The 20,136-nt window shown below is 70.6% G+C and carries 19 protein-coding genes and 3 pseudogenes; 11 read left to right on the plus strand and 11 right to left on the minus strand.

The window, feature by feature from the left end; genetic code table 11:
- Positions 1-155: 155 nt before the first annotated feature.
- The gene (tal, locus tag RUTHE_RS10960; RefSeq protein ID WP_021098483.1) at positions 156-1,097 is read left to right on the plus strand and encodes a transaldolase; all 942 of its coding nucleotides are present in this window, start codon (positions 156-158) and stop codon (positions 1,095-1,097) included.
- A gap of 18 nt (positions 1,098-1,115) precedes the next feature.
- Positions 1,116-1,991, plus strand: a complete 876-nt coding sequence (yddG, locus tag RUTHE_RS10965) for an aromatic amino acid exporter YddG (protein WP_021098484.1) — start codon at positions 1,116-1,118, stop codon at positions 1,989-1,991.
- Here the strand turns inward: yddG and RUTHE_RS16120 are convergent.
- The 3 genes and pseudogenes from RUTHE_RS16120 to RUTHE_RS10975 form a co-directional block, all read right to left on the minus strand.
- Positions 1,969-2,136, minus strand: coding sequence for a YdcH family protein (locus RUTHE_RS16120; RefSeq protein WP_021098485.1), 168 nt, complete (start codon positions 2,134-2,136; stop codon positions 1,969-1,971). The genes yddG and RUTHE_RS16120 overlap by 23 nt on opposite strands.
- A gap of 137 nt (positions 2,137-2,273) precedes the next feature.
- Positions 2,274-3,040, minus strand: a pseudogene (locus tag RUTHE_RS16125) (tRNA1(Val) (adenine(37)-N6)-methyltransferase); the annotation flags it as partial.
- A gap of 13 nt (positions 3,041-3,053) precedes the next feature.
- The gene (locus tag RUTHE_RS10975) at positions 3,054-3,269 is read right to left on the minus strand and encodes a putative signal transducing protein (RefSeq protein WP_021098487.1); all 216 of its coding nucleotides are present in this window, start codon (positions 3,267-3,269) and stop codon (positions 3,054-3,056) included.
- Positions 3,270-3,328: 59 nt separating this feature from the next.
- On the opposite strand from RUTHE_RS10975, the gene RUTHE_RS10980 reads away from it, so the two are divergent.
- Positions 3,329-4,336, plus strand: coding sequence for a polyprenyl synthetase family protein (locus RUTHE_RS10980; protein WP_021098488.1), 1,008 nt, complete (start codon positions 3,329-3,331; stop codon positions 4,334-4,336).
- A gap of 8 nt (positions 4,337-4,344) precedes the next feature.
- On the opposite strand, the gene RUTHE_RS10985 is transcribed toward RUTHE_RS10980, so the two are convergent.
- The 3 genes and pseudogenes from RUTHE_RS10985 to RUTHE_RS10995 form a co-directional block, all read right to left on the minus strand.
- Positions 4,345-5,202: a 4-(cytidine 5'-diphospho)-2-C-methyl-D-erythritol kinase gene (locus RUTHE_RS10985; RefSeq protein WP_021098489.1), complete on the minus strand. Its 858-nt coding sequence runs from the start codon at positions 5,200-5,202 to the stop codon at positions 4,345-4,347.
- A complete protein-coding gene (locus RUTHE_RS18025; RefSeq protein WP_051150445.1) occupies positions 5,195-6,922 on the minus strand; it encodes a tetratricopeptide repeat protein in 1,728 nt (575 codons plus the stop codon). Before RUTHE_RS18025 ends, RUTHE_RS10985 begins: the two co-directional genes overlap by 8 nt.
- A gap of 140 nt (positions 6,923-7,062) precedes the next feature.
- A pseudogene (locus tag RUTHE_RS10995) lies at positions 7,063-8,720 on the minus strand (electron transfer flavoprotein-ubiquinone oxidoreductase).
- 144 nt (positions 8,721-8,864) lie between these two features.
- Between RUTHE_RS10995 and greA the strand changes: the two are divergent.
- Complete coding sequence (gene greA, locus RUTHE_RS11000; RefSeq protein WP_021098492.1) at positions 8,865-9,335, plus strand: transcription elongation factor GreA; 471 nt, start codon at positions 8,865-8,867, stop codon at positions 9,333-9,335.
- 572 nt (positions 9,336-9,907) lie between these two features.
- Here the strand turns inward: greA and nudC are convergent.
- Entirely contained in the window at positions 9,908-10,807 is a 900-nt protein-coding gene (nudC, locus tag RUTHE_RS11005; RefSeq protein WP_021098494.1) for an NAD(+) diphosphatase, read from the minus strand.
- A 658-nt stretch (positions 10,808-11,465) separates the two neighbouring features.
- Here nudC and RUTHE_RS11010 point away from each other — a divergent pair.
- Both RUTHE_RS11010 and RUTHE_RS11015 read left to right on the plus strand, forming a co-directional pair.
- Complete coding sequence (locus RUTHE_RS11010; protein WP_211217750.1) at positions 11,466-12,755, plus strand: 5'-nucleotidase C-terminal domain-containing protein; 1,290 nt, start codon at positions 11,466-11,468, stop codon at positions 12,753-12,755.
- Positions 12,756-12,803: 48 nt separating this feature from the next.
- Complete coding sequence (locus tag RUTHE_RS11015; protein WP_021098496.1) at positions 12,804-13,457, plus strand: HAD family hydrolase; 654 nt, start codon at positions 12,804-12,806, stop codon at positions 13,455-13,457.
- Positions 13,458-13,566: 109 nt separating this feature from the next.
- On the opposite strand, the gene rpsU is transcribed toward RUTHE_RS11015, so the two are convergent.
- Positions 13,567-13,773 carry a 30S ribosomal protein S21 gene (gene rpsU / locus RUTHE_RS11020; protein WP_021098497.1) on the minus strand — a complete coding sequence of 69 codons (207 nt, stop codon included), beginning with the start codon at positions 13,771-13,773 and terminating at the stop codon, positions 13,567-13,569.
- Between the two features lie 105 nt (positions 13,774-13,878).
- Between rpsU and RUTHE_RS17615 the strand changes: the two are divergent.
- The 4 genes and pseudogenes from RUTHE_RS17615 to RUTHE_RS11035 all read left to right on the plus strand — a co-directional run.
- Positions 13,879-14,451: pseudogene (locus tag RUTHE_RS17615) on the plus strand (COQ9 family protein); the annotation flags it as partial.
- 171 nt (positions 14,452-14,622) lie between these two features.
- Positions 14,623-15,594 (plus strand): NAD(P)H-quinone oxidoreductase, encoded by a 972-nt coding sequence (locus RUTHE_RS17620; RefSeq protein WP_040645824.1) that lies wholly within the window; start codon positions 14,623-14,625, stop codon positions 15,592-15,594.
- A gap of 137 nt (positions 15,595-15,731) precedes the next feature.
- Positions 15,732-16,490 (plus strand): electron transfer flavoprotein subunit beta/FixA family protein, encoded by a 759-nt coding sequence (locus tag RUTHE_RS11030; RefSeq protein WP_021098499.1) that lies wholly within the window; start codon positions 15,732-15,734, stop codon positions 16,488-16,490.
- Positions 16,490-17,410: an electron transfer flavoprotein subunit alpha/FixB family protein gene (locus tag RUTHE_RS11035; protein WP_021098500.1), complete on the plus strand. Its 921-nt coding sequence runs from the start codon at positions 16,490-16,492 to the stop codon at positions 17,408-17,410. Before RUTHE_RS11030 ends, RUTHE_RS11035 begins: the two co-directional genes overlap by 1 nt.
- A 168-nt stretch (positions 17,411-17,578) precedes the next feature.
- Here the strand turns inward: RUTHE_RS11035 and RUTHE_RS11040 are convergent, their stop codons facing one another.
- Positions 17,579-18,310 carry a DUF6473 family protein gene (locus tag RUTHE_RS11040; protein WP_021098501.1) on the minus strand — a complete coding sequence of 244 codons (732 nt, stop codon included), beginning with the start codon at positions 18,308-18,310 and terminating at the stop codon, positions 17,579-17,581.
- A 158-nt stretch (positions 18,311-18,468) separates the two neighbouring features.
- Here RUTHE_RS11040 and RUTHE_RS11045 point away from each other — a divergent pair, with 158 nt between their 5' ends.
- Positions 18,469-19,344 (plus strand): 3-hydroxybutyryl-CoA dehydrogenase, encoded by an 876-nt coding sequence (locus tag RUTHE_RS11045; protein WP_021098502.1) that lies wholly within the window; start codon positions 18,469-18,471, stop codon positions 19,342-19,344.
- Between the two features lie 63 nt (positions 19,345-19,407).
- On the opposite strand, the gene RUTHE_RS11050 is transcribed toward RUTHE_RS11045, so the two are convergent.
- Both RUTHE_RS11050 and RUTHE_RS11055 read right to left on the minus strand, forming a co-directional pair.
- Complete coding sequence (locus RUTHE_RS11050) at positions 19,408-19,677, minus strand: HPr family phosphocarrier protein (protein ID WP_021098503.1); 270 nt, start codon at positions 19,675-19,677, stop codon at positions 19,408-19,410.
- A 12-nt stretch (positions 19,678-19,689) separates the two neighbouring features.
- Positions 19,690-20,103: a PTS sugar transporter subunit IIA gene (locus tag RUTHE_RS11055; RefSeq protein ID WP_021098504.1), complete on the minus strand. Its 414-nt coding sequence runs from the start codon at positions 20,101-20,103 to the stop codon at positions 19,690-19,692.
- Between the last annotated feature and the right edge of the window lie 33 nt (positions 20,104-20,136).

The raw sequence follows: 20,136 nt of genomic DNA on the forward strand, positions 1-20,136 counted from the left end.
GGGCCCTCCCGGCGTCTTCTGTCGCGCGCGGGCACGGCAGGTGCAAGAGAGAGGCAGGGGGGAGAGGCAGGAACGTTTCACGTGAAACATCCTGCCCGGCTTGCGCCCCTGCGGAGAGGCGGTAGAAGGGGACACCAGCCCAGAGGGAGGCCGCCATGACGAGCAAGCTCGACCAGCTCCGCGCGATGACCGTGGTGGTCGCCGATACCGGCGATCTCGATGCGGTGAGGCGGCTGAAGCCGCAGGACTGCACGACCAACCCTTCGCTGGTTCTCAAGGCTCTTTCCAACCCGGCGATGGAGGATCGCATCGCCCGTGCCGTGGCCGAGGGACGCCAGGCCGAGGATCCCGTCGCGGCCATCGCGCTCGCGCTCACGGTGGGTCTGGGCGTGGAGCTGGCCGGGATCGTGCCGGGCCGCGTCAGCACCGAGGTGGATGCCCGCCTGTCCTTCGACACCGAAGGGTCGATCCGCCGGGCGCGCGCCATCATCGAGGCTTATGGCCGGCAGGGCGTCGGCCCGGACCGCGTGCTGATCAAGCTGGCCTCCACCTGGGAAGGGATCCGCGCCGCCGAGCGGCTCGAACGCGAGGGGATCAACTGCAACCTCACGCTTCTCTTCTCGATGGCGCAGGCGCGGGCCTGCGCGGATGCGGGGGTGTTCCTCATCTCGCCCTTCGTGGGGAGGATCACCGACTGGTGGTCGAAGAAGGAAGGGCGCACCTACACGCCCGACGAGGATCCGGGCGTGCAATCGGTGCGCCGCATCTATGACCACTACAAGCGGCATGGCATCACCACCGTGGTGATGGGGGCCTCCTTCCGCAATACCGGCCAGATCGAGGCGCTGGCCGGCTGCGACCGGCTGACGATCTCGCCCGAGCTGATGGAGAAGCTGGCCGCCGAGGAGGGCGAACTGCCCCGCCGCCTGTCCCCCGGCGCGGCCGAAGGCCGGGCCGAGCCCCTGCCCGAGGCCGAATTCCGCTGGCAGCTCAACGAGGATGCGATGGCGACAGAAAAGCTCGCCGAGGGGATCCGCAACTTCCATGCCGATGCCCTGAAGCTCGAGCAGCTCATCCGCGCCCGTCTGGTGGCCTGAAGCGCGATGGGCGGACGGATGGCGGCCACCGCATGGGGGGCGGTGGCCATCCTGCTGTGGTCGCTGCTGGCGCTGCTGACGGTGCGCACCGCGCCGGTGCCGCCGCTGCTTCTCAATGCGCTCTGCTTCGGCATCGCCACGGTCGTGGGGGCGATCTGGGGGCTGGCCACGGGCACGCTGGCCGATCTGCGGCGCGTGCCGCTGCGCGTGCATGCCTTTGGCATCGCCGGTCTGTTCGGCTATCACCTGCTTTATTTCTCGGCCCTGCGCCTCGCCCCGCCGGCCGAGGCGGGGCTTGTGGCCTATCTCTGGCCGCTTCTGATCGTGCTGTTCTCGGGCCTCCTGCCGGGCGAGCGGCTCCGCGCCGGGCATCTGATCGGGGCGGCGATGGCCTTTGCCGGGGCGGCCCTGATCGTCTCGGGCGGGCTGGGCGAGGCCGAGGCCACGAACCGGCCCCTGGGCCTGCTGCTGGCCTTCGGCTGTGCCCTGACCTGGTCGGTCTATTCGGTGGGCTCGCGCGCGCTCGGGCGCTGGCCCACGGCGGCGGTGACCGTCTATTGCGGGGGATCGGCGCTCCTGTCGCTGCTGGCGCATCTTCTCTTCGAGGATCCGGCCTGGCCCGTGGGCGCCGCCGGCTGGGCGGCGCTGGCCCTGCTTGGCCTGGGGCCCGTGGGCGCGGCCTTCTTCCTCTGGGATCACGGGATGAAGCGGGGCGACATCCAGCTTCTGGGCACCGCGTCCTATGCCGCGCCGATCCTGTCCACGGCGGCCCTGGTGGCCGCGGGGGCAGCCCCGGCCACCGGAAGGCTCGTGCTGGCCGCCGCTCTCGTGGCATGCGGAGCGGCGGTCGCAGCCCTGGCCGGGCGGCGCGTCAGTGCGCCGAAAGCCGGGTGATCTCCTCCTTGAGCTGAAGCTTCTGCTTCTTGAGCCGCGCAATCTCCAGATCGTTCGATCCGGGCCTTCGCTGTTCCGCCTCCACCGCCTCGGACAGGGCCTGATGCTTCCTGCGAAGTTCCTCCAGATGGGCTTGCAGGCTCATGGGTGGCGTCCTCCTGTGCTAGAGCGCGTGGACTCAGTCCATCACAGATGGGGGCTTCTGTCACGCGCCGGAAGAGGGCCGGCAGCGGAAGGCAGCCTCTTGCCGGGCGATGCGCGGGGGACGGCCTGATCCCAGTCCAGCGCGGCCGCATCGCGGAACAGGGCATGAGCCTGCGGCGTGAGGTCCTCGCCATCCTGCGCATGGCGGGGCGCGGCATGCAGGACAAGCGGCGCCAGCAGGCGGAAGGGCGCGCGCCCCCCTTGCGGGCCAGCAGCAGGAGATTGCGCGCCGGCCTCCCCTCGCGCGGGGTCACCGGACGCAGGGCCTCCGGGTGCATCGTCGCCGGCAGCGCCGCCAGCAGCGCGGGGAGCGCCTCGGCCCGGTGGATCGCCACAAGCCAGCCCCCCGGCCGCAGGCGCCGTGCGGCGAGGGCTGCCCAGACCGCGATCGGGGTGGGCTGGCCATGGGCAAGCTCGCGCCCGGCATCGGCCGCCCTTGTGCCGGCCTCGCGGTCGAAGAAGGGGGGGTTCATCATCACATGATCGAAGCTCCGCCCCCGCAGGGCGGCGGGCGGATCGGCGACATCGCCCTCCATCACCTCGAGGGCGATCCCGTTGCGCCGGGCATTGGCGCGCGCCAGGGCCGCATAGGGCGGCTGCAGCTCGAGCCCGGTGAGGCGGAGCCCCCCCACGCGCGCCCCCAGCGCGAGCGCCGCCGCCCCTGTCCCGCAGCCCAGATCGAGGACCGTCTCGCCCGGACGGGCCGGCACCGCCGCGGCCAGGAGCAGGGCATCCATTCCGGCCCGATAGCCGCGCGCGGGCTGCCACAGGCGCAGCCGCCCCCCGAGAAACGCATCATCGGTGAGCGGGCCGGGGCAGGGCTGGGGGCAGGGGTCGGGCAGGATGACGGGGCGGGCCTCAGTATCCACGGTCGATGCCGTTGTCCTCGAGGATGGCGATCGCCGCCGCCGCATCGGCCCGGCGCACCATCAGCCGCCGGGGGAGGATGCCGATCGATCCCTCGAGGACGCTCATGTTGTGGTCGAGGGGGAAGCAGTCTATACCCTCGCCGCGCAGCAGGGCGGTGGCGAAGGCCATCACGGTGGGATCGGTGGTCCGCAGGATCTCGTGCACGCCGCAGAGGGTATCCGCCTTCGCATGCCCTTGTCGAGAACGCGCCGGAGCCCCGCCCGATGAGCCTGGACAACCCCGCTGCCAAGCCGCTCGACCGCCTCGCGCATGCGCTCGGGGGGGATATGGAGCGGGTGGCGGCCCTGATTCGCGAGCGGATGCAATCCGATGCCGCCCCGCGCATCCCGGCCGTGACCGCCCATCTGATCGAGGCCGGCGGCAAGCGGCTGCGGCCGATGCTCGTGCTGGCGGCGGCGCGGTTGCTCGGGGCCGAGGGGGCAGCGCTTCAGAAGGCCGTGCAGCTTGGCGCGGTGGTCGAATTCATCCATACCGCGACGCTGCTGCATGACGATGTGGTGGACGAATCGCGGCAGCGCCGCGGGCGGCCCACGGCCAATCTTCTCTGGGACAATCAGAGTTCGGTTCTGGTGGGGGACTATCTCTTCGCCCGCAGCTTCCAGATCATGGTGGAGGTGGGGTCGCTGCGGGTGCTGGACCTGCTGTCGGCGGCCTCGGCCACGATCGCCGAGGGCGAAGTGCTCCAGCTGGCGGCGGCGCGCGATCTGGGAACGACCGAGGCGACCTATCTGCGCATCGCGCGGGGCAAGACGGCTGCCCTTTTTGCCGCGGCCACGCAGGCGGGTGCCGTCGTCGCCGGGGCGGATGCGGCCCGGGAAGAGGCCCTGCGGCGCTATGGCGATGCGCTGGGCATTGCCTTCCAGATCGCCGATGACCTTCTCGACATCGAAGGAGATGCGGGGATCGGCAAGAACCGCGGCGACGATCTGCGCGAAGGCAAGATGACCCTGCCCGTGATCCGCGCCCTTGCCGCCGCCGACGAGGAGGAGCGCCTCTTCTGGCGCCGGGTCCTCGGACGGGGGGAGCTGGCGGACGGCGATGTGGCGCAGGCCCGCGCCCTGATGGAGCGCCATGGCGCGCTGGCCTCGACCCGGGCCGAGGCCCTCGCCTGGGCCGGGCGTGCCAAGGCCGCGCTGGCCGCGCTGCCGGATCATCCGCTGCGCCGGATCCTGACCGATCTGGCCGATTTCGTGGTGACGCGGACGGCCTGAGGGCCTCTTCAGGCGGCGAGCAGAGGGGCCGGGGCCACCCACCAGCCCTGCCGGGCGATCTGGAGCGCGCGGGCGGCCCGCCGGGCCGTTCCGATGTCGCGCGTGATGCCGACGCAGGTCCCGCCCGAGCCGGACATCGTGGCGGCGAGCACGCCAGGCTGGCGGCGCAGCAGGGCCAGCGCCTCGGTCACCGGCGGGGCAAGCGTCTCGGCCGGGGGTTGCAGGTCGTTGCGGGTCTGTCCGATCCAGGCCGCCAGGCCTTCGGCATCGGGCGCTTCGGGCAGGGGGGGCAGCGGATCGCCTGCGGCCGGGCCGAGCGCGGCAAAGACCGCCGCCGTGGGAACCGGCACCCCGGGATTGACGAGCACGAGCCCGCAGGCGGGCAGCGGGGGGAGGGGCTCGATCGCTTCGCCCCGCCCGCGCATCCGCAGCGGGCGCGGCGCCATCAGGCAGGCCGGCACGTCGGATCCCAGGGCGAGCACCTCGGGATCGTCGGGGGCAAGAGGCTCCACCCCCCAGAAGCTGGCCAGCAGGCGGATGGCGGCGGCCGCATCGGCCGAGGCCGAGCCGATCCCCGCGGCATGCGGCAGCATCTTGGCCAGGCGGATCGTGGCCCCCTTCTCCACCTGTCGAGCCCTGGCGAGCGCGCGGGCCGCCCGCAGCACGAGATTGTCTTCGCCCGCGGGCACGCCCTCTGCGAAGGGCCCCGTGACGCTCAGCGACAGGGTGGTCGCCGGCAGCACCGTGAGCTGGTCACCCGCCCCGGCAAAGACCACGAGACTGTCGAGATCGTGATAGCCGTCCGCGCGTCGCCCGGTGACATGGAGCGCGAGGTTGATCTTGGCTGGTGCGAATCCCCTATCCACCCTGCATGCCCTCCGCGACCGGGGTGGGCGCGCCATCCTGTCCGTCCTCCGTCCCGGCGGCCTCCACCGCATCGAGCCCCTGCTCCAGCTTGCGCCGGATGCGCTCGGCCTCCGTGGGCTCGGGGTCGAAGCTCAGCGCGCGCCGCCACTGGAAACGGGCCTCGCGCAGGCGGCCCACCTTCCAGTAGGCATCGCCCAGATGATCATTGATGACCGGATCGAGAGGCAGAAGTTCGGCCGCGCGTTCGAGTTCCCTCACCGCCTCCGGGTAGCGGCCGAGCTTGAAGAAGGCCCAGCCGAGGCTGTCCACGATGGCGCCGTTGCGCGGCTCGGCCGCGACGGCCTCCTCGATCATGGCCAGCGCCTCCTCGAGCGATTCGCCCCGCTCGACGAGCGAATAGCCCAGATGGTTGAGCAGCTGCGGCTGGCCGGGGCGCAGCTCCAGCGCGCGGCGCAGATCGGCCTCGGCTCCGGCCCAGTTGTCCTGGGCCTGTCGGGCGATGGCGCGGACATAGTGGACGAACCAGAGCGGGCCGTCCTCTTCGGCATGGGCGGCGATGGCGCGGTCATAGGCGGCCTCGGCCTCGGCAAAACGCGACAGCGTGCGCAGCGTGTCGCCCAGCGTCGTCTCCAGTTCGGGTTGGCCGGGATGGGCGCGGGCAAGGCTCTGGAGGATCTCGGCGGCCAGTTCGCCCTGCCCCGAGCGGCGCAGGCTGGCCGCGCGGCTCATCTCGGCGGTCAGGAAGGCCGGATCGGCCGGATCCACCAGGGCATAGGCGGCACGGGCCGCCTCGGGCTGGCCGAGCTGTTCGAGCGCCTGCCCCGCCAGCAGCGCGGCATCGGCATGGGAAGGGCGCAGAACCAGCGCCGCCCGGGCATAGAGCAGCGCAGTCAGCGGATCGCCTTCGGCGGCGATGGCCGCAATGCCGTAGAGCCCTTCGGCAAGGCCGGCCGTGGCGTCCGGGGCCACCGTGAAGGGGATCGCCTCGCCCGCGGCAAGACGGGCGCGCAGATCCGCAAGGGTGGGGTCGAGATCCCGGCCCAGCGTCTCGTCGAGAAGGGTCACGGCCTCGGCCTGACGGCCCAACCCGCCCAGCAGTTCGGCCAGGGCGATCAGGCTGCGGCGGGCGCGAGCCGGACCGCGGCCGTCCAGATCCGACAGCAGCGCAACGGCCCCCTCCCGGTCGCCCGAGGCGGCCATCGCAAGGGCCTTGTGCGTCAGGGCGAAGGCGGCAAGACCGTCCTGCCGGGCCATGGTGTCGAAGGCAGCGAGGGCGGCCGGGAGATCGCCCTGGCCGAGCCGGGCCCAGCCTTGGGCCAGCCCGTCGAGCAGCGGTCCGGCGCCGCGCCCGGCCTCGATCTCGAACAGAAGCCCCTGCCAGTCGCCGTCGCGGACACGCCGCGTCAGGGTGGCAAGGCGGGCGGGCGGGCTGGCGATGCCGGCCTCGGCCAGTGCGGTGGCGGCTTCGGCGGCGGCATCAGGATCGCCGAGTGCGAGGGCGGCGACGACGGCCCCCTCCAGAAGCATGGGATTCGTCGGGTCGGCCTCGAGCGCGCGGGCGATGATCGGCGCGGCCGCGGCGTGGTCATGCGCGGCCAGGGCTGCGCGGGCTGCAAGATAATCCCCCGCCGGCGCCTCGGCGGCCGCGCCGGCAGGCAGCAGGACTGCGGCGATCCGCAGGACTGCCGCAAGGGTGCAGGGACGCCAGCAGGCCGGCATGACGGGCAAGGGATCGGTCCTCTTCTGTCCGTCGGAATCGTTAGGCCTGCTGCGCCGGCGCTGCAACCGCGTGGCGGCCCCGTCCCCCTGCCCGGCGGGATTTCGCAGGACAGGAGGGGCCCGGACGCGGGGGAGGGGCGTCACATGTTGGGATAGTTCGGCCCGTCTCCGCCTTGTGGCACTGTCCAGACGATGTTCTGCGAGGGGTCCTTGATGTCGCAGGTCTTGCAGTGGACGCAGTTCTGGAAGTTGATGCGGAAGCGCGGCTCGCCGGCCTCCTGGACGACCTCGTAGACTCCGGCCGGGCAATAGCGCTGGGCGGGTTCGTCATAGACGGGCAGATTGACCCGGATCGGCACGGTCGGGTCCTTGAGCCGCAGATGGGGGGGCTGGCTCTCCTCGTGATTGGTGCCGGAGAAGGCGACATTGGTCAGCCGGTCGAAGGAGATGACGCCGTCCGGTCTGGGATAGTCGATCTTCGGGTGCCGGGCGGCCGGTTCGGTGCTGGCGGCATCGGTCTTGCCGTGGCGCAGCGTGCCGAAGACCGAGCGGCCGAACAGAGTCTGCGTCCACATGTCGAAGCCCCCCGCCCCGAGCGAGGCCAGAAGCCCGTAGCGCGACCACAGCGGCTTGACATTCGCGACCGGTCGCAGGTCGCGGGCGATGTCGCCGTTGCGCACGGCGGCCTCGTAATCCTCGAGCAGATCGCCTTCGCGTCCTGCGGCGATGGCCGCTGCGGCGGCCTCGGCGGCATGGATGCCCGAGAGCATGGCGTTGTGGTTGCCCTTGATGCGGGGGACATTGACCATGCCTGCCGAGCAGCCCAGCAGCGCCCCGCCCGGAAAGACGAGGCGCGGCAGGGACTGCCACCCCCCTTCATTGATGGCACGCGCGCCATAGGCGATGCGCCGGCCGCCCTCGAGCACCTCGCGGATCAGCGGATGGTGCTTCCAGCGCTGGAACTCCATGTAGGGGTAGAGATGGGGGTTGCGGTAGTTCAGATGGACGACGAAGCCCACATAGACCTGCCGGTCATTCAGGTGATAGACGAAGCCCCCGCCGCCGGCCCCCTTGCCCAGGGGCCAGCCCATGGTGTGCAGCACGCGGCCCGGCGCGTGCATCTCCGGGCGCACCTCCCAGAGCTCCTTCATGCCGAGACCGTATTTCTGCGGTTCCCGCCCTTCGGCGAGGCCGTAGCGGGCGATGACCTGCTGGCTGAGCGAGCCGCGCACCCCTTCGGCGAGCAGGACATACTTGCCGCGCAGCTCCATCCCGGGCTCATAGGCGGGGCCGGGGACGGGGCGGCCGTCCTCGCCCGGCACGAGGCCCATCTCGCCGGCGACGACACCGGCGACGCGATCGCCCTCCATCACCAGCGCGGAACAGGCCATGCCGGGGAAAATCTCGACCCCCAGCTCCTCGGCCTGCCGCGCCAGCCAGCGGCAGACATTGCCCATCGAGACGATGTAGTTGCCGTGATTGTTCATGAGCGGCGGCATGATGCGGTTGGGGATCCGCATCGAGCCGCCCATCCCCAGCAGATGGAAGCGGTCCTCGGTCACCGGCACATCGAGCGGGGCCCCGCGCGCCTTCCAGTCGGGCAGCAGCCGGTCGAGGCCCACCGGATCGAGAACGCCCCCGACAGGATATGCGCGCCGACCTCCGACCCCTTCTCGAGCACGACCACGGACAGATCGGGGGCAACCTGTTTGGCCCGGATCGCCGCAGACAGGCCCGCCGGCCCCGCCCCGACGATCACCAGGTCGTAATCCATGCTCTCGCGCGCGATCTCTGCCATCCCGGTTCCCTCTTGCGCCTTCGCTCTCCGACCTAGAGAGTCGCAAGGCGAAGGGCAATCGCAAGCCGCGCGCCTCCTCTTGACTTCGGGGCTGCGGGTGGGTTTCAACCTGCCTCCGCCGTGCAGGAAACGGAAACAGGACCGATGGAGAAGATCCCGCTCACCCGTCAGGGCTACGAGAAGCTCGAGGAGGAGCTCAAGCGCCTGAAGTCCGTCGATCGGCCCGAGATCATCGCCGCCATCGCCGAGGCGCGCGCCCATGGCGACCTTTCGGAGAACGCCGAATACCATTCGGCCAAGGAAAAGCAGAGCTTCATCGAGGGGCGCATCAAGGAGCTCGAGGGTGTCCTCTCTCTCGCCGAGGTCATCGATCCGGCCAAGCTCTCGGGGCCCATCAAGTTCGGCGCCACCGTGACGCTGGTGGACGAGGACAGCGAGGAGGAACGCACCTACCAGATCGTCGGCGAATACGAGGCCGATATCGAAGGGGGGACTCTCAACATCCGCTCGCCCCTGGCCCGGGCGCTGATCGGCAAGGGGGTGGGCGATTCGGTCGAGGTGCGCACCCCCGGCGGCGAGAAGAGCTACGAGGTGATCGCCGTCCGTTACGGCTGACCGCGGCCGGGCCGCACGGGCCGGCGGGCTGGGGCGGGCCGACGAGGGGGGACGGCGTGGGGCCGGGTCTCTTAGGGCTGTGCCGGGCGGGCTTGCCAGTGCGCTTCGACCTCGTGCGCCATTTGGCAAGGCGCGCAGACGCCCGTTTCTCGATCCTTGCCCGGCCCAGCCGCAGGGATTGCAACGCGAGCCTCGCGGCCAGGTTCTGCCCCTCGACCGTGAGGCTGAGGGTCAGCCGCGTCGTCATCCGCGAAAGCGCGAGGCATTCGGCGCGGAGCCGTCCCCGGAAGCTCTGGCCGCGGAAATGGCCTTCGGCCAGAAGCGGGCTCTCGAGCCGGTCGAGCCGCAGCTCCACCTCCCGTTCGCGGCCGCGGAAGGGAAAGACCGCATGCCAGGTTGAACCGGGGCCCGGATGCGGCATCCGGTCGAGCCGCCGCAGGACGGCCCCGCGGCGCAGCGCCTCCCGTTCGAAGGCGGCGAAATCGGTCGCCTGGGCGAAGACATGGGCCACGGGGGCGGCGATGTCCACGCGTAGGATGAAGTCCATGCGCTGCGTTCCCTGAATGTCCGAGCTATGGGGCCGGAGCGATCCGGCCGGCAAGCCATTCGCGCAGGATCGCCCCTGCGATGGAGCCCGAACGTGGCGCCCGGATCGCAGGATCGCGCCCCATGAATACGGCCATCAGGCGTTCGCGGCTGACCCAGGAGGCCGATTCGATCTCCTCGCGGTCGATGGCGATCTCGGTGGTCAGGGCCTCGGCCCGCATCCCGAGCATCAGGGAGGCTGGAAAGGGCCAGGGCTGGCTGGCGAGATAGCCCACCCGGCCGACCTGCACGCCCGCCTCCTCCTGCACCTCGCGACGCACGGCGGCTTCGACCGTCTCGCCCGGTTCCATGAAGCCTGCCAGCAGCGAATGCATGCCGGGCGGCCAGAGGGGATTGCGGGCCAGAAGCACCGCATTGCCGCGCGTGACCAGCATGATGACAACCGGATCGGTGCGCGGGAAATGCGTCGCCCCGCAGGCGGGGCAATCGCGCCGCCAGCCGGCCTCGGCCATGCGGGTGGGCGCGCCGCAGGCCGCGCAGAAGCCGTGATTCGCATGCCAGCCGAGCAGCGCCCGGGCGGTGGCGGCCGCCTCGGCCTCGGGGGCGGGGAGCTGCGACATGATGCCGCGCAGCCCCGCCCAGACCGTCCCAGCCGGGGCCGGCGTGCCGGCGGCGGCCTCGAGCGCCCACAGCGGACGTCCCCCCTCGAGACCCAGGAACACCGCTCCCTCGGGCCGGCCGGGAACGCGTTCGCGCCAGAGCGTCAGACCCTCTTCCGCCATCAGCGGATCGCCGCCGCAGAAGCGCAGAAGCGTGCCCGGCCCTTGCGCTGCGGCGCCATCCTGCCGGCGCAGATGCGCCGCACGGTCAAGTCCGCCTGCGCCGAAGGCGATGCCGGGAAATGCCACAGTCTGCACGAAAGTCATGCCGTGGCCTTATCTTTTCCGTCTGCCGCGGCAAGATCTCCGCCGGGCCGCCCCCGCAACCGGGGGTTGTGATGGGACAGGGACAGGCATGGCGAACTGGTCAGGGGAAGGGGGCGGGTGCGGCTGCGCCTTCTGGCCACCACGGATCTCCATGGTCATCTGCTGGCCTGGAACTATTACGAGGCCCGGCCTGCACCGGCCACGGGTCTTGCGCAGGCCGGGACGCTGATCCGGCGGCTGCGCGCCGAGGGCGAGGCAGCGGGGGCTGCCGTCCTGCTGCTCGACAATGGCGACATGCTCACGGGGAGCCTGCTGACCGATCCGCTGGCCGAAGGAGCGGAGCCAGAGCCCCATCCCGTCGTCGCGGCGATGGCCGTGCTGGGCCATGATGCGGCAGCCTTGGGCAACCATGACTTCGACCAGGGCCTGGATGTCCTGCGCAGGGCCTTCGCGGGGGCATCCTTTCCGGTGCTCTGTGCCAATCTGTGTGACGGGATGGGCCGGCCCGTTGCTCTGCCTTCAACGATCCTGCCCTGCGAGATGGAGGACCGAGCGGCCAGGCGGCACCGGTTGCGGATCGGCCTTGTGGGTGTCCTGCCCCCCCCAGACGGCTGCCTGGGCCGGGCTGGCCGCCGCAGGGGGCCTGAAGGCCGACGACATGACCGCCGCCGCGCATGCCGAGGCGGCGCGGCTGCGGCGGGACGGGGCGGATCTCGTGATCGGTCTGTGCCATACGGGGATCGGTCCCGACACCGGAGAGCCGGGGGCGGAGGATGCCGCCCTGCCGCTGGCGGCGCGGGCGGGTCTCGATGTGCTGGTGCTGGGGCATTCGCATCGTGTCTTTCCGGGCCCGGGCTGGGAGGGCATGGCCGGGGTCGATGCACAGGCCGGGACGCTGTGGGGGCGCCCCGCCGTCCAGCCGGGTTTTCACGGCAGTCATGTCGGGGTGATCGATCTCGATCTGGTCCGGCAGGCCGAGGGATGGCGCCTTGCGGGTCATGCCGTGCAGGCCGTGCCCGTGCCTCCCGATCTGCCCCCCGATCCGGGGGTGGAGGCCGTGGCCCGGCCTCGTCATCTCCGCCTGCTGGAGCGGCTCGAGCGCGTGGTGGGGCAGGCAGAGCGGCCGCTCTCGAGCCATTTCGCGCTTGTCAGGCCCGATCCTGTCCTCGCCTTCGTGGCCGAGGCGCAGCGCGAGGCGGCGCAGGCGATCCTCGATGGGCGCCCCGAATCGGAACTGCCGCTGCTGTCGGCGGTGGCCCCGTTCCGGACCGGCGGGCGGGGCGGGCCCTTCAACTATGTTGACATCGCCCCCGGCCCGGTGCGCCTGCGCGAGGCGGCCGGCCTCTACATCCATCTCAACACGCTCTGTATCCTCGAAATGTCAGGGGCCGCCCTGCGCGAGCGACTCGAGCAGTCGGCGGCGGTCTTCCATCGTCTCTGCCCCGGCGAGACGGATCAGCCGCTCATCGATCGCCGATGGCCCGCCTGGCAGTTCGAGGTGATCCATGGCCTGTCCTGGCGCATCGACCTCTCCCGCGAGGCGGCGACGGACCCCGAGGGGCGGGCGCGGCCGGGGGGCGGCGGGCGCATCCGCGATCTGCGGCATGCCGGCCGGCCGGTGGGGGATGACGACCGCTTTCTCGTCGCCACCAGTTCCCATCGGGCCGCCACCGCAGGCAAGGGGGGGCGGCTTGTCTGCGCGGCGCCGGCGGCGATCCGCGATCTCGTGATCGCCCGCCTTGGCCGTGTTCCCGCAGGCCGGGAAAGCCGGGCCGACTGGGATTTCGTGCCGATGCCCGGCACGGCGGCCTGGTTCGACAGCGGTCCGGGGGCGCTGGCCCATCTCGGGGCGGGCGCGAAGGCCGAGGGTCAGGCCGGGGAGAGCGGGCGGATCGAGCCGATCGGGCCGGCCCCGGGCGGCTTTCACCGCTTTCGCCTGCGGCTTTGACAGGGCGGACAGGGCCGGCTACCTCCGCCCCGCAGACCGGAGCCCGCCATGACATCCCGTTACGATGCTGTCGTCTTCGACCTCGACGGCACGCTGATCGACACCGAATCGCTGTGCAACGCCGCCGGCGTCGAGGCCTGCGCGGCCCTGGGCCTGCCCGTTTCGGGGGAGTTCTTCGAAAGTCTGGCCGGCATCGACGACCGGACGCGGGTGCAACTGATCGGCGAGCATGTGGGGACGGCCGTCGATCTCTCCGCCTTCCTTGCGGCATGGGACCGTCTCTGCATCGAGCGGTTCGCGCAGGGCATCCCCCTCAAGCCCGGCGCGATCGAGCTTCTGGAGCAGATCGCAGCGGCGGGGATCCCGCTGGCGCTGGCCACCTCCTCGCGCCGTGGTCCGGCAGAGGACAAGCTGCGGATGGCCGGCCTGGCGCGGCATTTCCGCACCGTGGTGACCTTCGATGATGTGGCCGCCCCCAAGCCGGCGCCCGATGCCTATCTGCTGGCGGTCGATCGGCTGGGCGTGCCGCCGGCCCGCGCCCTGGCCTTCGAGGACAGCGAGACCGGCGCCCGCGCGGCCCATGCGGCGGGGCTCACGGTCGTGCAGGTCCCCGATCTGCATCCGACGCAGGGGGCCCATGCCCATCATGTCGCGTCTTCGCTGCTCGAGGGGGCGGCGATGGCCGGGCTGCTGCCGGTCTGAGGCAGGCGGTTCCGGGCGGCAACAGGCCGGCCGACAACAGCAAAAACAGAAAAGACCCCCGGGCTTGCGCCGCGGGGGCCCTGATCGGCCGCGCATCGTCAGGCGGGCTTCAGAGAAGCCCTTCGCGCTGCGCCTTCTTCCGCGCGAGCTTGCGCTGACGGCGAATCGCCTCGGCCTTCTCGCGGGCGCGCTTCTCGGACGGCTTCTCGAAATGCTGCTTCAGCTTCATTTCGCGGAAGATTCCTTCGCGCTGCAACTTCTTCTTGAGCGCGCGGAGCGCCTGATCGACGTTGTTGTCGCGGACGGAGACCTGCATGGGGGTTGTCACCACCTTTCGGGTTCGAGTTTCGCATGTCCATGCGGGAGGTGCCGGCCTATACCAAGGGGGGGCGGCGCTGTCCAGCCGTGCGGAGGAACAGGGATGACCGAAGACGAGGAGTTCCGCGGAGATCCGACACGCCGGGCGCTGCTGCGGGCGATCCTGCCCCATGTCCCCTTTGACGGCTGGTCCGACAAGGCCTTCCGCCAGGCTGCGCGCGACGCAGAGCTGACCCTGGGCGAGGCGCGCGGTGCCTGTCCGGGGGGGGCGGTCGATCTGGCCGCCGACTGGCACCGCGAGGGTGATCGCGCGATGCTCGCCGCGCTGGCGGGGGCGGATCTCTCCGGGATGCGGATGCGCGACCGGATCGCCCATGCCGTCAAGGCCCGCCTGGCCGCGACGGAAGACCGTGAAGTCCTGCGCCGGTCGGTCGCGCTCTTTGCCCTGCCGCAGAATGCCGTCCTGGGGGCGCGCCTGCTGTGGGAGACAGCGGATGCGATCTGGACGGCGCTGGGCGATTCCTCGCGCGATGGCAACTGGTATACCAAGCGGGCGACGCTTTCGGCCGTGCTGGGTTCGGCCGTGCTCTACCGGCTGGGCGATGACAGCCCGGGTCTCGAACACAGCCGGGCCTTCGTGGACCGCCGCATCGACGAGGTGATGGCCTTCGAAAAGTGGAAGGCCGGGGCTTCGGCCAATCCGGCGCTGCGCCCGCTGGCGGCGCCTCTGGGCTGGATCCTGGGGCGCATCCGCGCCCCCCAGCCGCCGCTCGATCTGCCGGGGGGGAACGCGGGAGGGGACGCGGGGAACGTCAGACAGGCAACCGGGACCGCCGGGATCCTCGTCATGAGGGCTGTGGCGATCGCCCGGCCTGGGGGGCCGGATGTGCTGGTCTGCCAGGAGCGGCCCATCCCCGAGCCGGGGCCCGGCGAGCTGCGCCTGCGTCTGGCCTATGCCGGTGTGAACCGGCCCGACCTGCTCCAGCGCGCCGGACTTTATGCGCCCCCGCCCGGCGCCTCGGATCTGCCGGGGCGTCGAGGGGCGGGATATGTGGACGCCCTGGGGCCGGGGGTGGCCGGTTTTGCCCCGGGGGATGCGGTTTGTGCGCTGCTGCCTGGCGGGGGCTATGCCGAACATGCCGTGGTTCCGGCGGCCCATTGCCTGCCCGTTCCGGCCGGGATGACCCTGCGCGAGGCTGCCTGCCTGCCCGAGGCGCTCTTCACCGTGTGGTCCAATGTCTTCCTGCAGGCGGGATTGCGGGGAGGGGAGCGCCTTCTGGTCCATGGCGGGGCCTCCGGTATCGGCACGACCGCGATCCAGCTGGCCCGGGCCTTTGGGGTGCGCGTCTTCGCCACCGCTGCAGGGCCGGAGCGGGTGGCCGCCTGCGAACGGCTCGGCGCCGAGCGCGGGATCGACCGCCATCAGGAGGATTTCGTCGCCATCCTGCGCGAGGCGGGGGGCGCCGATGTCGTGCTGTGCATGGTCGGGGGCGCCTATCTGGGGCGCAATCTGCTGGCCATGGCAGAGGGGGGGCGCCTCGTCCAGATCGCCCATCTTCAGGGCGCACGGGCCGAGTGCGACCTGGGCCTGGTCATGCGCAGGCGTCTGACGATCACGGGCTCGACCCTGCGCCCCCGTTCCGTCGCCGAAAAGGCCGCGATTGCGGCATCGCTGCGCCGGGAGGTGTGGCCGCTGTTGGATCAGGGACGGCTGGCGCCGGTGATCGCGGCAGAGCTACCGCTCGATCAGGCGGCCGAGGCCCATCGACGGCTCGAGGCGGGGGGGGTGATCGGCAAGCTGGTGCTGCGGATCGCCTGAAAGGAAAGGGGCATCGGCGCTCTACGGGGGGCCGACGCGGCGTCGGCACGACAGGGGGTGTCGGTTTTGCCCTGTCGTCCGGCCGCGCGGCGCGTTAACAGGCAGGGCGGAAACGTCATCCCCGAAGGAGCGCGCCGATGAAGGTCCTCGTGCCCGTGAAGCGCGTGATCGACTACAACGTCAAGGTCCGCGTCAGGTCGGACGGGACGGGGGTCGATCTCGCCAATGTCAAGATGTCGATGAACCCCTTTGACGAGATCGCCGTCGAGGAGGCGATCCGCCTTAAGGAGGCGGGTCTGGCCTCGGAGGTGGTGGCGGTGTCCGTCGGCGTCCGTCAGGCGCAGGAGACGCTGCGCACGGCCCTGGCCATGGGGGCGGATCGGGCGATCCTCGTGGTGGCCTCGGAGGATGTCCATCAGGACATCGAGCCCCTGGCGGTGGCCAAGATCCTGGCGGCGATCGCGAAGGAGGAGCAGCCGGGCCTCATCCTCTGCGGCAAGCAGGCGATCGACAACGACATGAATGCCACGGGGCAGATGCTGGCGGCCCTGCTGGGCTGGGGACAGGCGACCTTTGCGTCCGAGATCAAGGTGGAGGGCGAGACGGCCACCGTCGTGCGCGAGGTGGATGGCGGGCTTCAGGCCGTGAGCGTCCGGCTTCCGGCGGTGATCACGGTGGATCTGCGCCTCAACGAGCCGCGCTATGCGTCTCTGCCCAACATCATGAAGGCGAAGAAGAAGCCTCTGGAGGAGAAGACGCCCGCCGATTACGGCGTGGATGTGGCTCCGCGGCTTCGGGTGATCGAGACGCGGGAGCCCCCCAGCCGCAAGGCCGGAGTGATCGCCAAGTCGGTCGATGAGCTTGTGGACATGCTGAAAGGCGCGGGAGTGGTGTGATGGCGGTCCTCCTGATTGCGGATGTGACGAATGACGGGCTGGGCTTCGATGCCACGGCCAAGGCGGTGACGGCCGCCCGTGCGCTGGGCGATGTGACGGTCCTCGTGATGGGGCCCCGGGCGGCGGCCGAAGAGGCGGCGACGATCGAGGGGGTGGCGAAGGTCCTGCTGGCCGAGGATGCTGCCCTGGGGCATCGCCTGGCGGAACCCGCGGCCGATCTGGTGGTGGCGCTTGCGCCGGGGTTCACGCATGTCGTGGCGCCGGCAACGGCGGATGCCAAGAACATCCTGCCGCGGGTGGCGGCGCTTCTGGATGTCATGGTGATCTCGGACGTGACCGCGATCCGGGACGCCGAGACCTTCGAGCGGCCGATCTATGCGGGCAATGCGCTTCAGACCGTGCAATCCTCCGACCGGATCAAGGTGCTGACGATTCGCACAGCTGGTTTCGATGCAGCGCCCCGGGGGGGCAGCGCGCCGATCGAGGCGGCGCCGGGCGTGTCCGATCCCGGTCTTTCGCAATGGGTCGAGGACCGGGTGGCCAAGTCGGGCCGGCCGGAGCTGACCAGCGCGCGCGTCGTCGTGTCGGGCGGGCGCGGCATCGGGTCCAAGGAAGGCTTCCAGATCGTCGAGAAGCTTGCGGACAGGCTGGGTGCGGCGGTCGGCGCCTCCCGCGCGGCGGTGGATGCAGGCTATGCCCCGAATGACTGGCAGGTGGGCCAGACCGGCAAGGTCGTGGCCCCCGATCTCTATGTGGCGCTGGGGATCTCGGGCGCGATCCAGCATCTTGCCGGGATGAAGGATTCCAAGACCATCGTGGCCATCAACAAGGATCCGGAGGCCCCGATCTTCCAGGTGGCGGATTATGGTCTGGTGGCCGATCTCTTCGAGGCCGTGCCGGCGCTGACCGAGAAGCTCTGACCGGGTCCGCGTCAGGGGCGTCGGGGGGGGCTGGGCGATCCCCGGGCTTCCTGACGCTTCCGGTGCCAGAAACGCCCTGATGGAGGCGGCAAGGGCGGCCGCAGCCTCGCGATGGGCGGCTGCGCCCAGCAGACCTGCGGCCGCCCCCCCTGTCCTGCGGGCGGCAGATCAGCCCCTCGCTTCGCCGTTGCAGGGCGCCAGCCAGGGCTGGACCATGATCACCCCCCGCACCAGCGGACGCAGGCTATCCAGCATCCGGCGGGTGACAAACAGCGGCTCGCGCAGGAGGGGCTGGGGATGCTCTTCCCAGGGCAGGTCGGATGGCAGGTGGGGGGAGAACCACAGCAGCAGCGTGCGCGGCCCGATCCGTTCGAGGAAGCTGCGCATGCGGGCCGACCAGGCGGTCTGCAGCTCTTCGCGCAGGATGGGAAAACGTTCGGGCGCCATGGCATGCAGATGGCCGAGCAGATGGCGTGTGAAGCAGATCTCGGCCAGGTCTACCTCGGGGAAGACGGCCCGCATGATCGACGAGGCCCGCAGGAAGCGGTCGTTGCGGCGCGGGTGCACCGTATAGAAGCGGTTGGACAGATTGGCTGCGCCCATCACCTCGACCACGGTGAGGGTAGCTTCGCGGCAGGCCGTGGTGACCGCCGGTTCGGCCAGGAAGGCATCCACCGAGGCATTGACCTGTCCGAAATTCACGCAGATTTCGCCCAGGGCTTCTTCCACCAGGGCGGGGAAGGGTCGGGCAAGGAATCGGCCATAGGTTTCCGCCCCTCCAACAAAGGCGATGTAGCGCCCATCGAGCGGCCGTCGCGGGCCGCGGAACAGCAGTCGCGAGGAGCCGTAGCGGCAGGGCGCATAGCTCAGCCCCTCTTGCGGAATGGTGTCGTGTCGCATGGCCCCCACCGATCATGCCAGGCAAGTGGCAGGATCGGCGACAGATCTTGACAAAGGATGAACATGGCAATTGCAGACGATTTTTCTGCATCTTGCCGGGCGGGCAGCGGGGCCTATGCTGCATCGGCAGCATGAACGGAGGACGCAAGGGGGCACAGATGGCGATCGAGCGGGTGGGTGTGGTCGGCGCCGGGCAGATGGGCAACGGGATTGCCCATGTCTTTGCCCTTGCCGGCTATGAGGTGCTCGTGACCGACACGAATCCCGAGGCCCTGGCCGCCTGCAAAGCGGTGGTGGCCCGGAATCTCGATCGCCAGCTGGCGCGCGGCACGATCGACCGCGCCCAGCGCGAGGCCGCCCTGGCGCGGATCCGCACGACGCCGGATCTGTCGGCCCTGGGGCCCCTCGATCTGGTGGTGGAAGCCGCGACGGAGAACGAAGCCGTCAAGACGACGATCTTCGAGGGGCTGGTGCCGCATTGTGCGCCGCACACGATCCTGGCCACCAACACATCCTCCATCTCCATCACCCGGATGGCCAGTCGCACCGACCGGCCCGACCGCTTCATGGGGCTGCACTTCATGAATCCGGTGCCGGTGATGCAGCTGGTGGAACTGATCCGGGGCATCGCCACCTCGGACGAGACCTATGAGACGCTGAAGGGGGTCGTGGAGCGGCTGGGCAAGACGCCGGCCCTGGCGGCGGATTTCCCGGCCTTCATCGTCAACCGCATCCTGATGCCGATGATCAACGAGGCGGTCTATGCCCTCTATGAAGGGGTGGGCACGGTGACGGCCATCGACAGCTCGCTGAAACTCGGGGCGAATCACCCGATGGGGCCCCTGGAGCTGGCGGATTTCATCGGGCTCGACACCTGTCTGGCCATCATGAACGTGCTGCATGACGGGCTGGCCGACACGAAATACCGCCCCTGTCCGCTGCTGGTGAAATATGTCGAGGCGGGCTGGCTCGGCCGCAAGACGGGGCGCGGCTTCTACGACTATCGCGGAGAGAGGCCGGTACCGACTCGCTGAGACTGTTTCACGTGAAACAGGGCGGCGGGCGGGCGCAGGAAAGGCGGCGCGGGGGAGGGGCGGCTATTCGCCCTCGCCAAAACGATCCTCCACCAGAGCGGCGATCGCATCGGCGAGCTTCTCGGCCTCGGGGCCTTCGGTGGTGACCTCGATCTCGCTGCCGATCCCGGCGGCGAGCATCAGCAGCCCCATGATCGAATCGCCGGAGGCCACCATGCCGTCCTTGGTGACCGTCGCCGTGGCGTCATGGGCCTCGACGACCTCCACGAAACGGGCGGAGGCGCGGGCATGCAGGCCCTTGATGTTGCGGATGCGAAGCCGACGATAGGCCATCGGGTCGGCGGCTCAGGTGCCCGTGGCGCGGCTGAGATCCTCGCCCACGATCTGACAGTCGATGTATTTGCGGCCGGCCTCGAGGGCGGCGGCGACCGCCTCGGGAAGGGATTTGCGGCGCGATTTGGCAAGCTTGATCAGCATCGGCAGATTAGCCCCGTAGAGGATGCGGCGGTTGCAGACGCCGCAGGCGCGCAGGGACAGATTCGATGGCGAGCCGCCGAACATGTCGGTGACGATGATGACCCCGTCGCCTTCGTCCACGGCATCGGCGGCCTCGCAGATCTCGGCCTGCTTGCGGGCGCGGTCGTCATCGGGAAGGATGGTGATGGCGCGCACCCCGTCCTGATGGCCGACGACATGTTCCACCGCGGCGAGGTATTCGCGCGCGAGGCCCCCATGGGCGACGATGACGATCCCGATCATGACAGGCCCCTGCGCAGCATGGCTGGGGCGGCA

Origin of the sequence: Rubellimicrobium thermophilum DSM 16684 (assembly GCF_000442315.1) — a bacterium.
In the GTDB taxonomy this organism is placed as follows: Bacteria; Pseudomonadota; Alphaproteobacteria; order Rhodobacterales; family Rhodobacteraceae; genus Rubellimicrobium; species Rubellimicrobium thermophilum.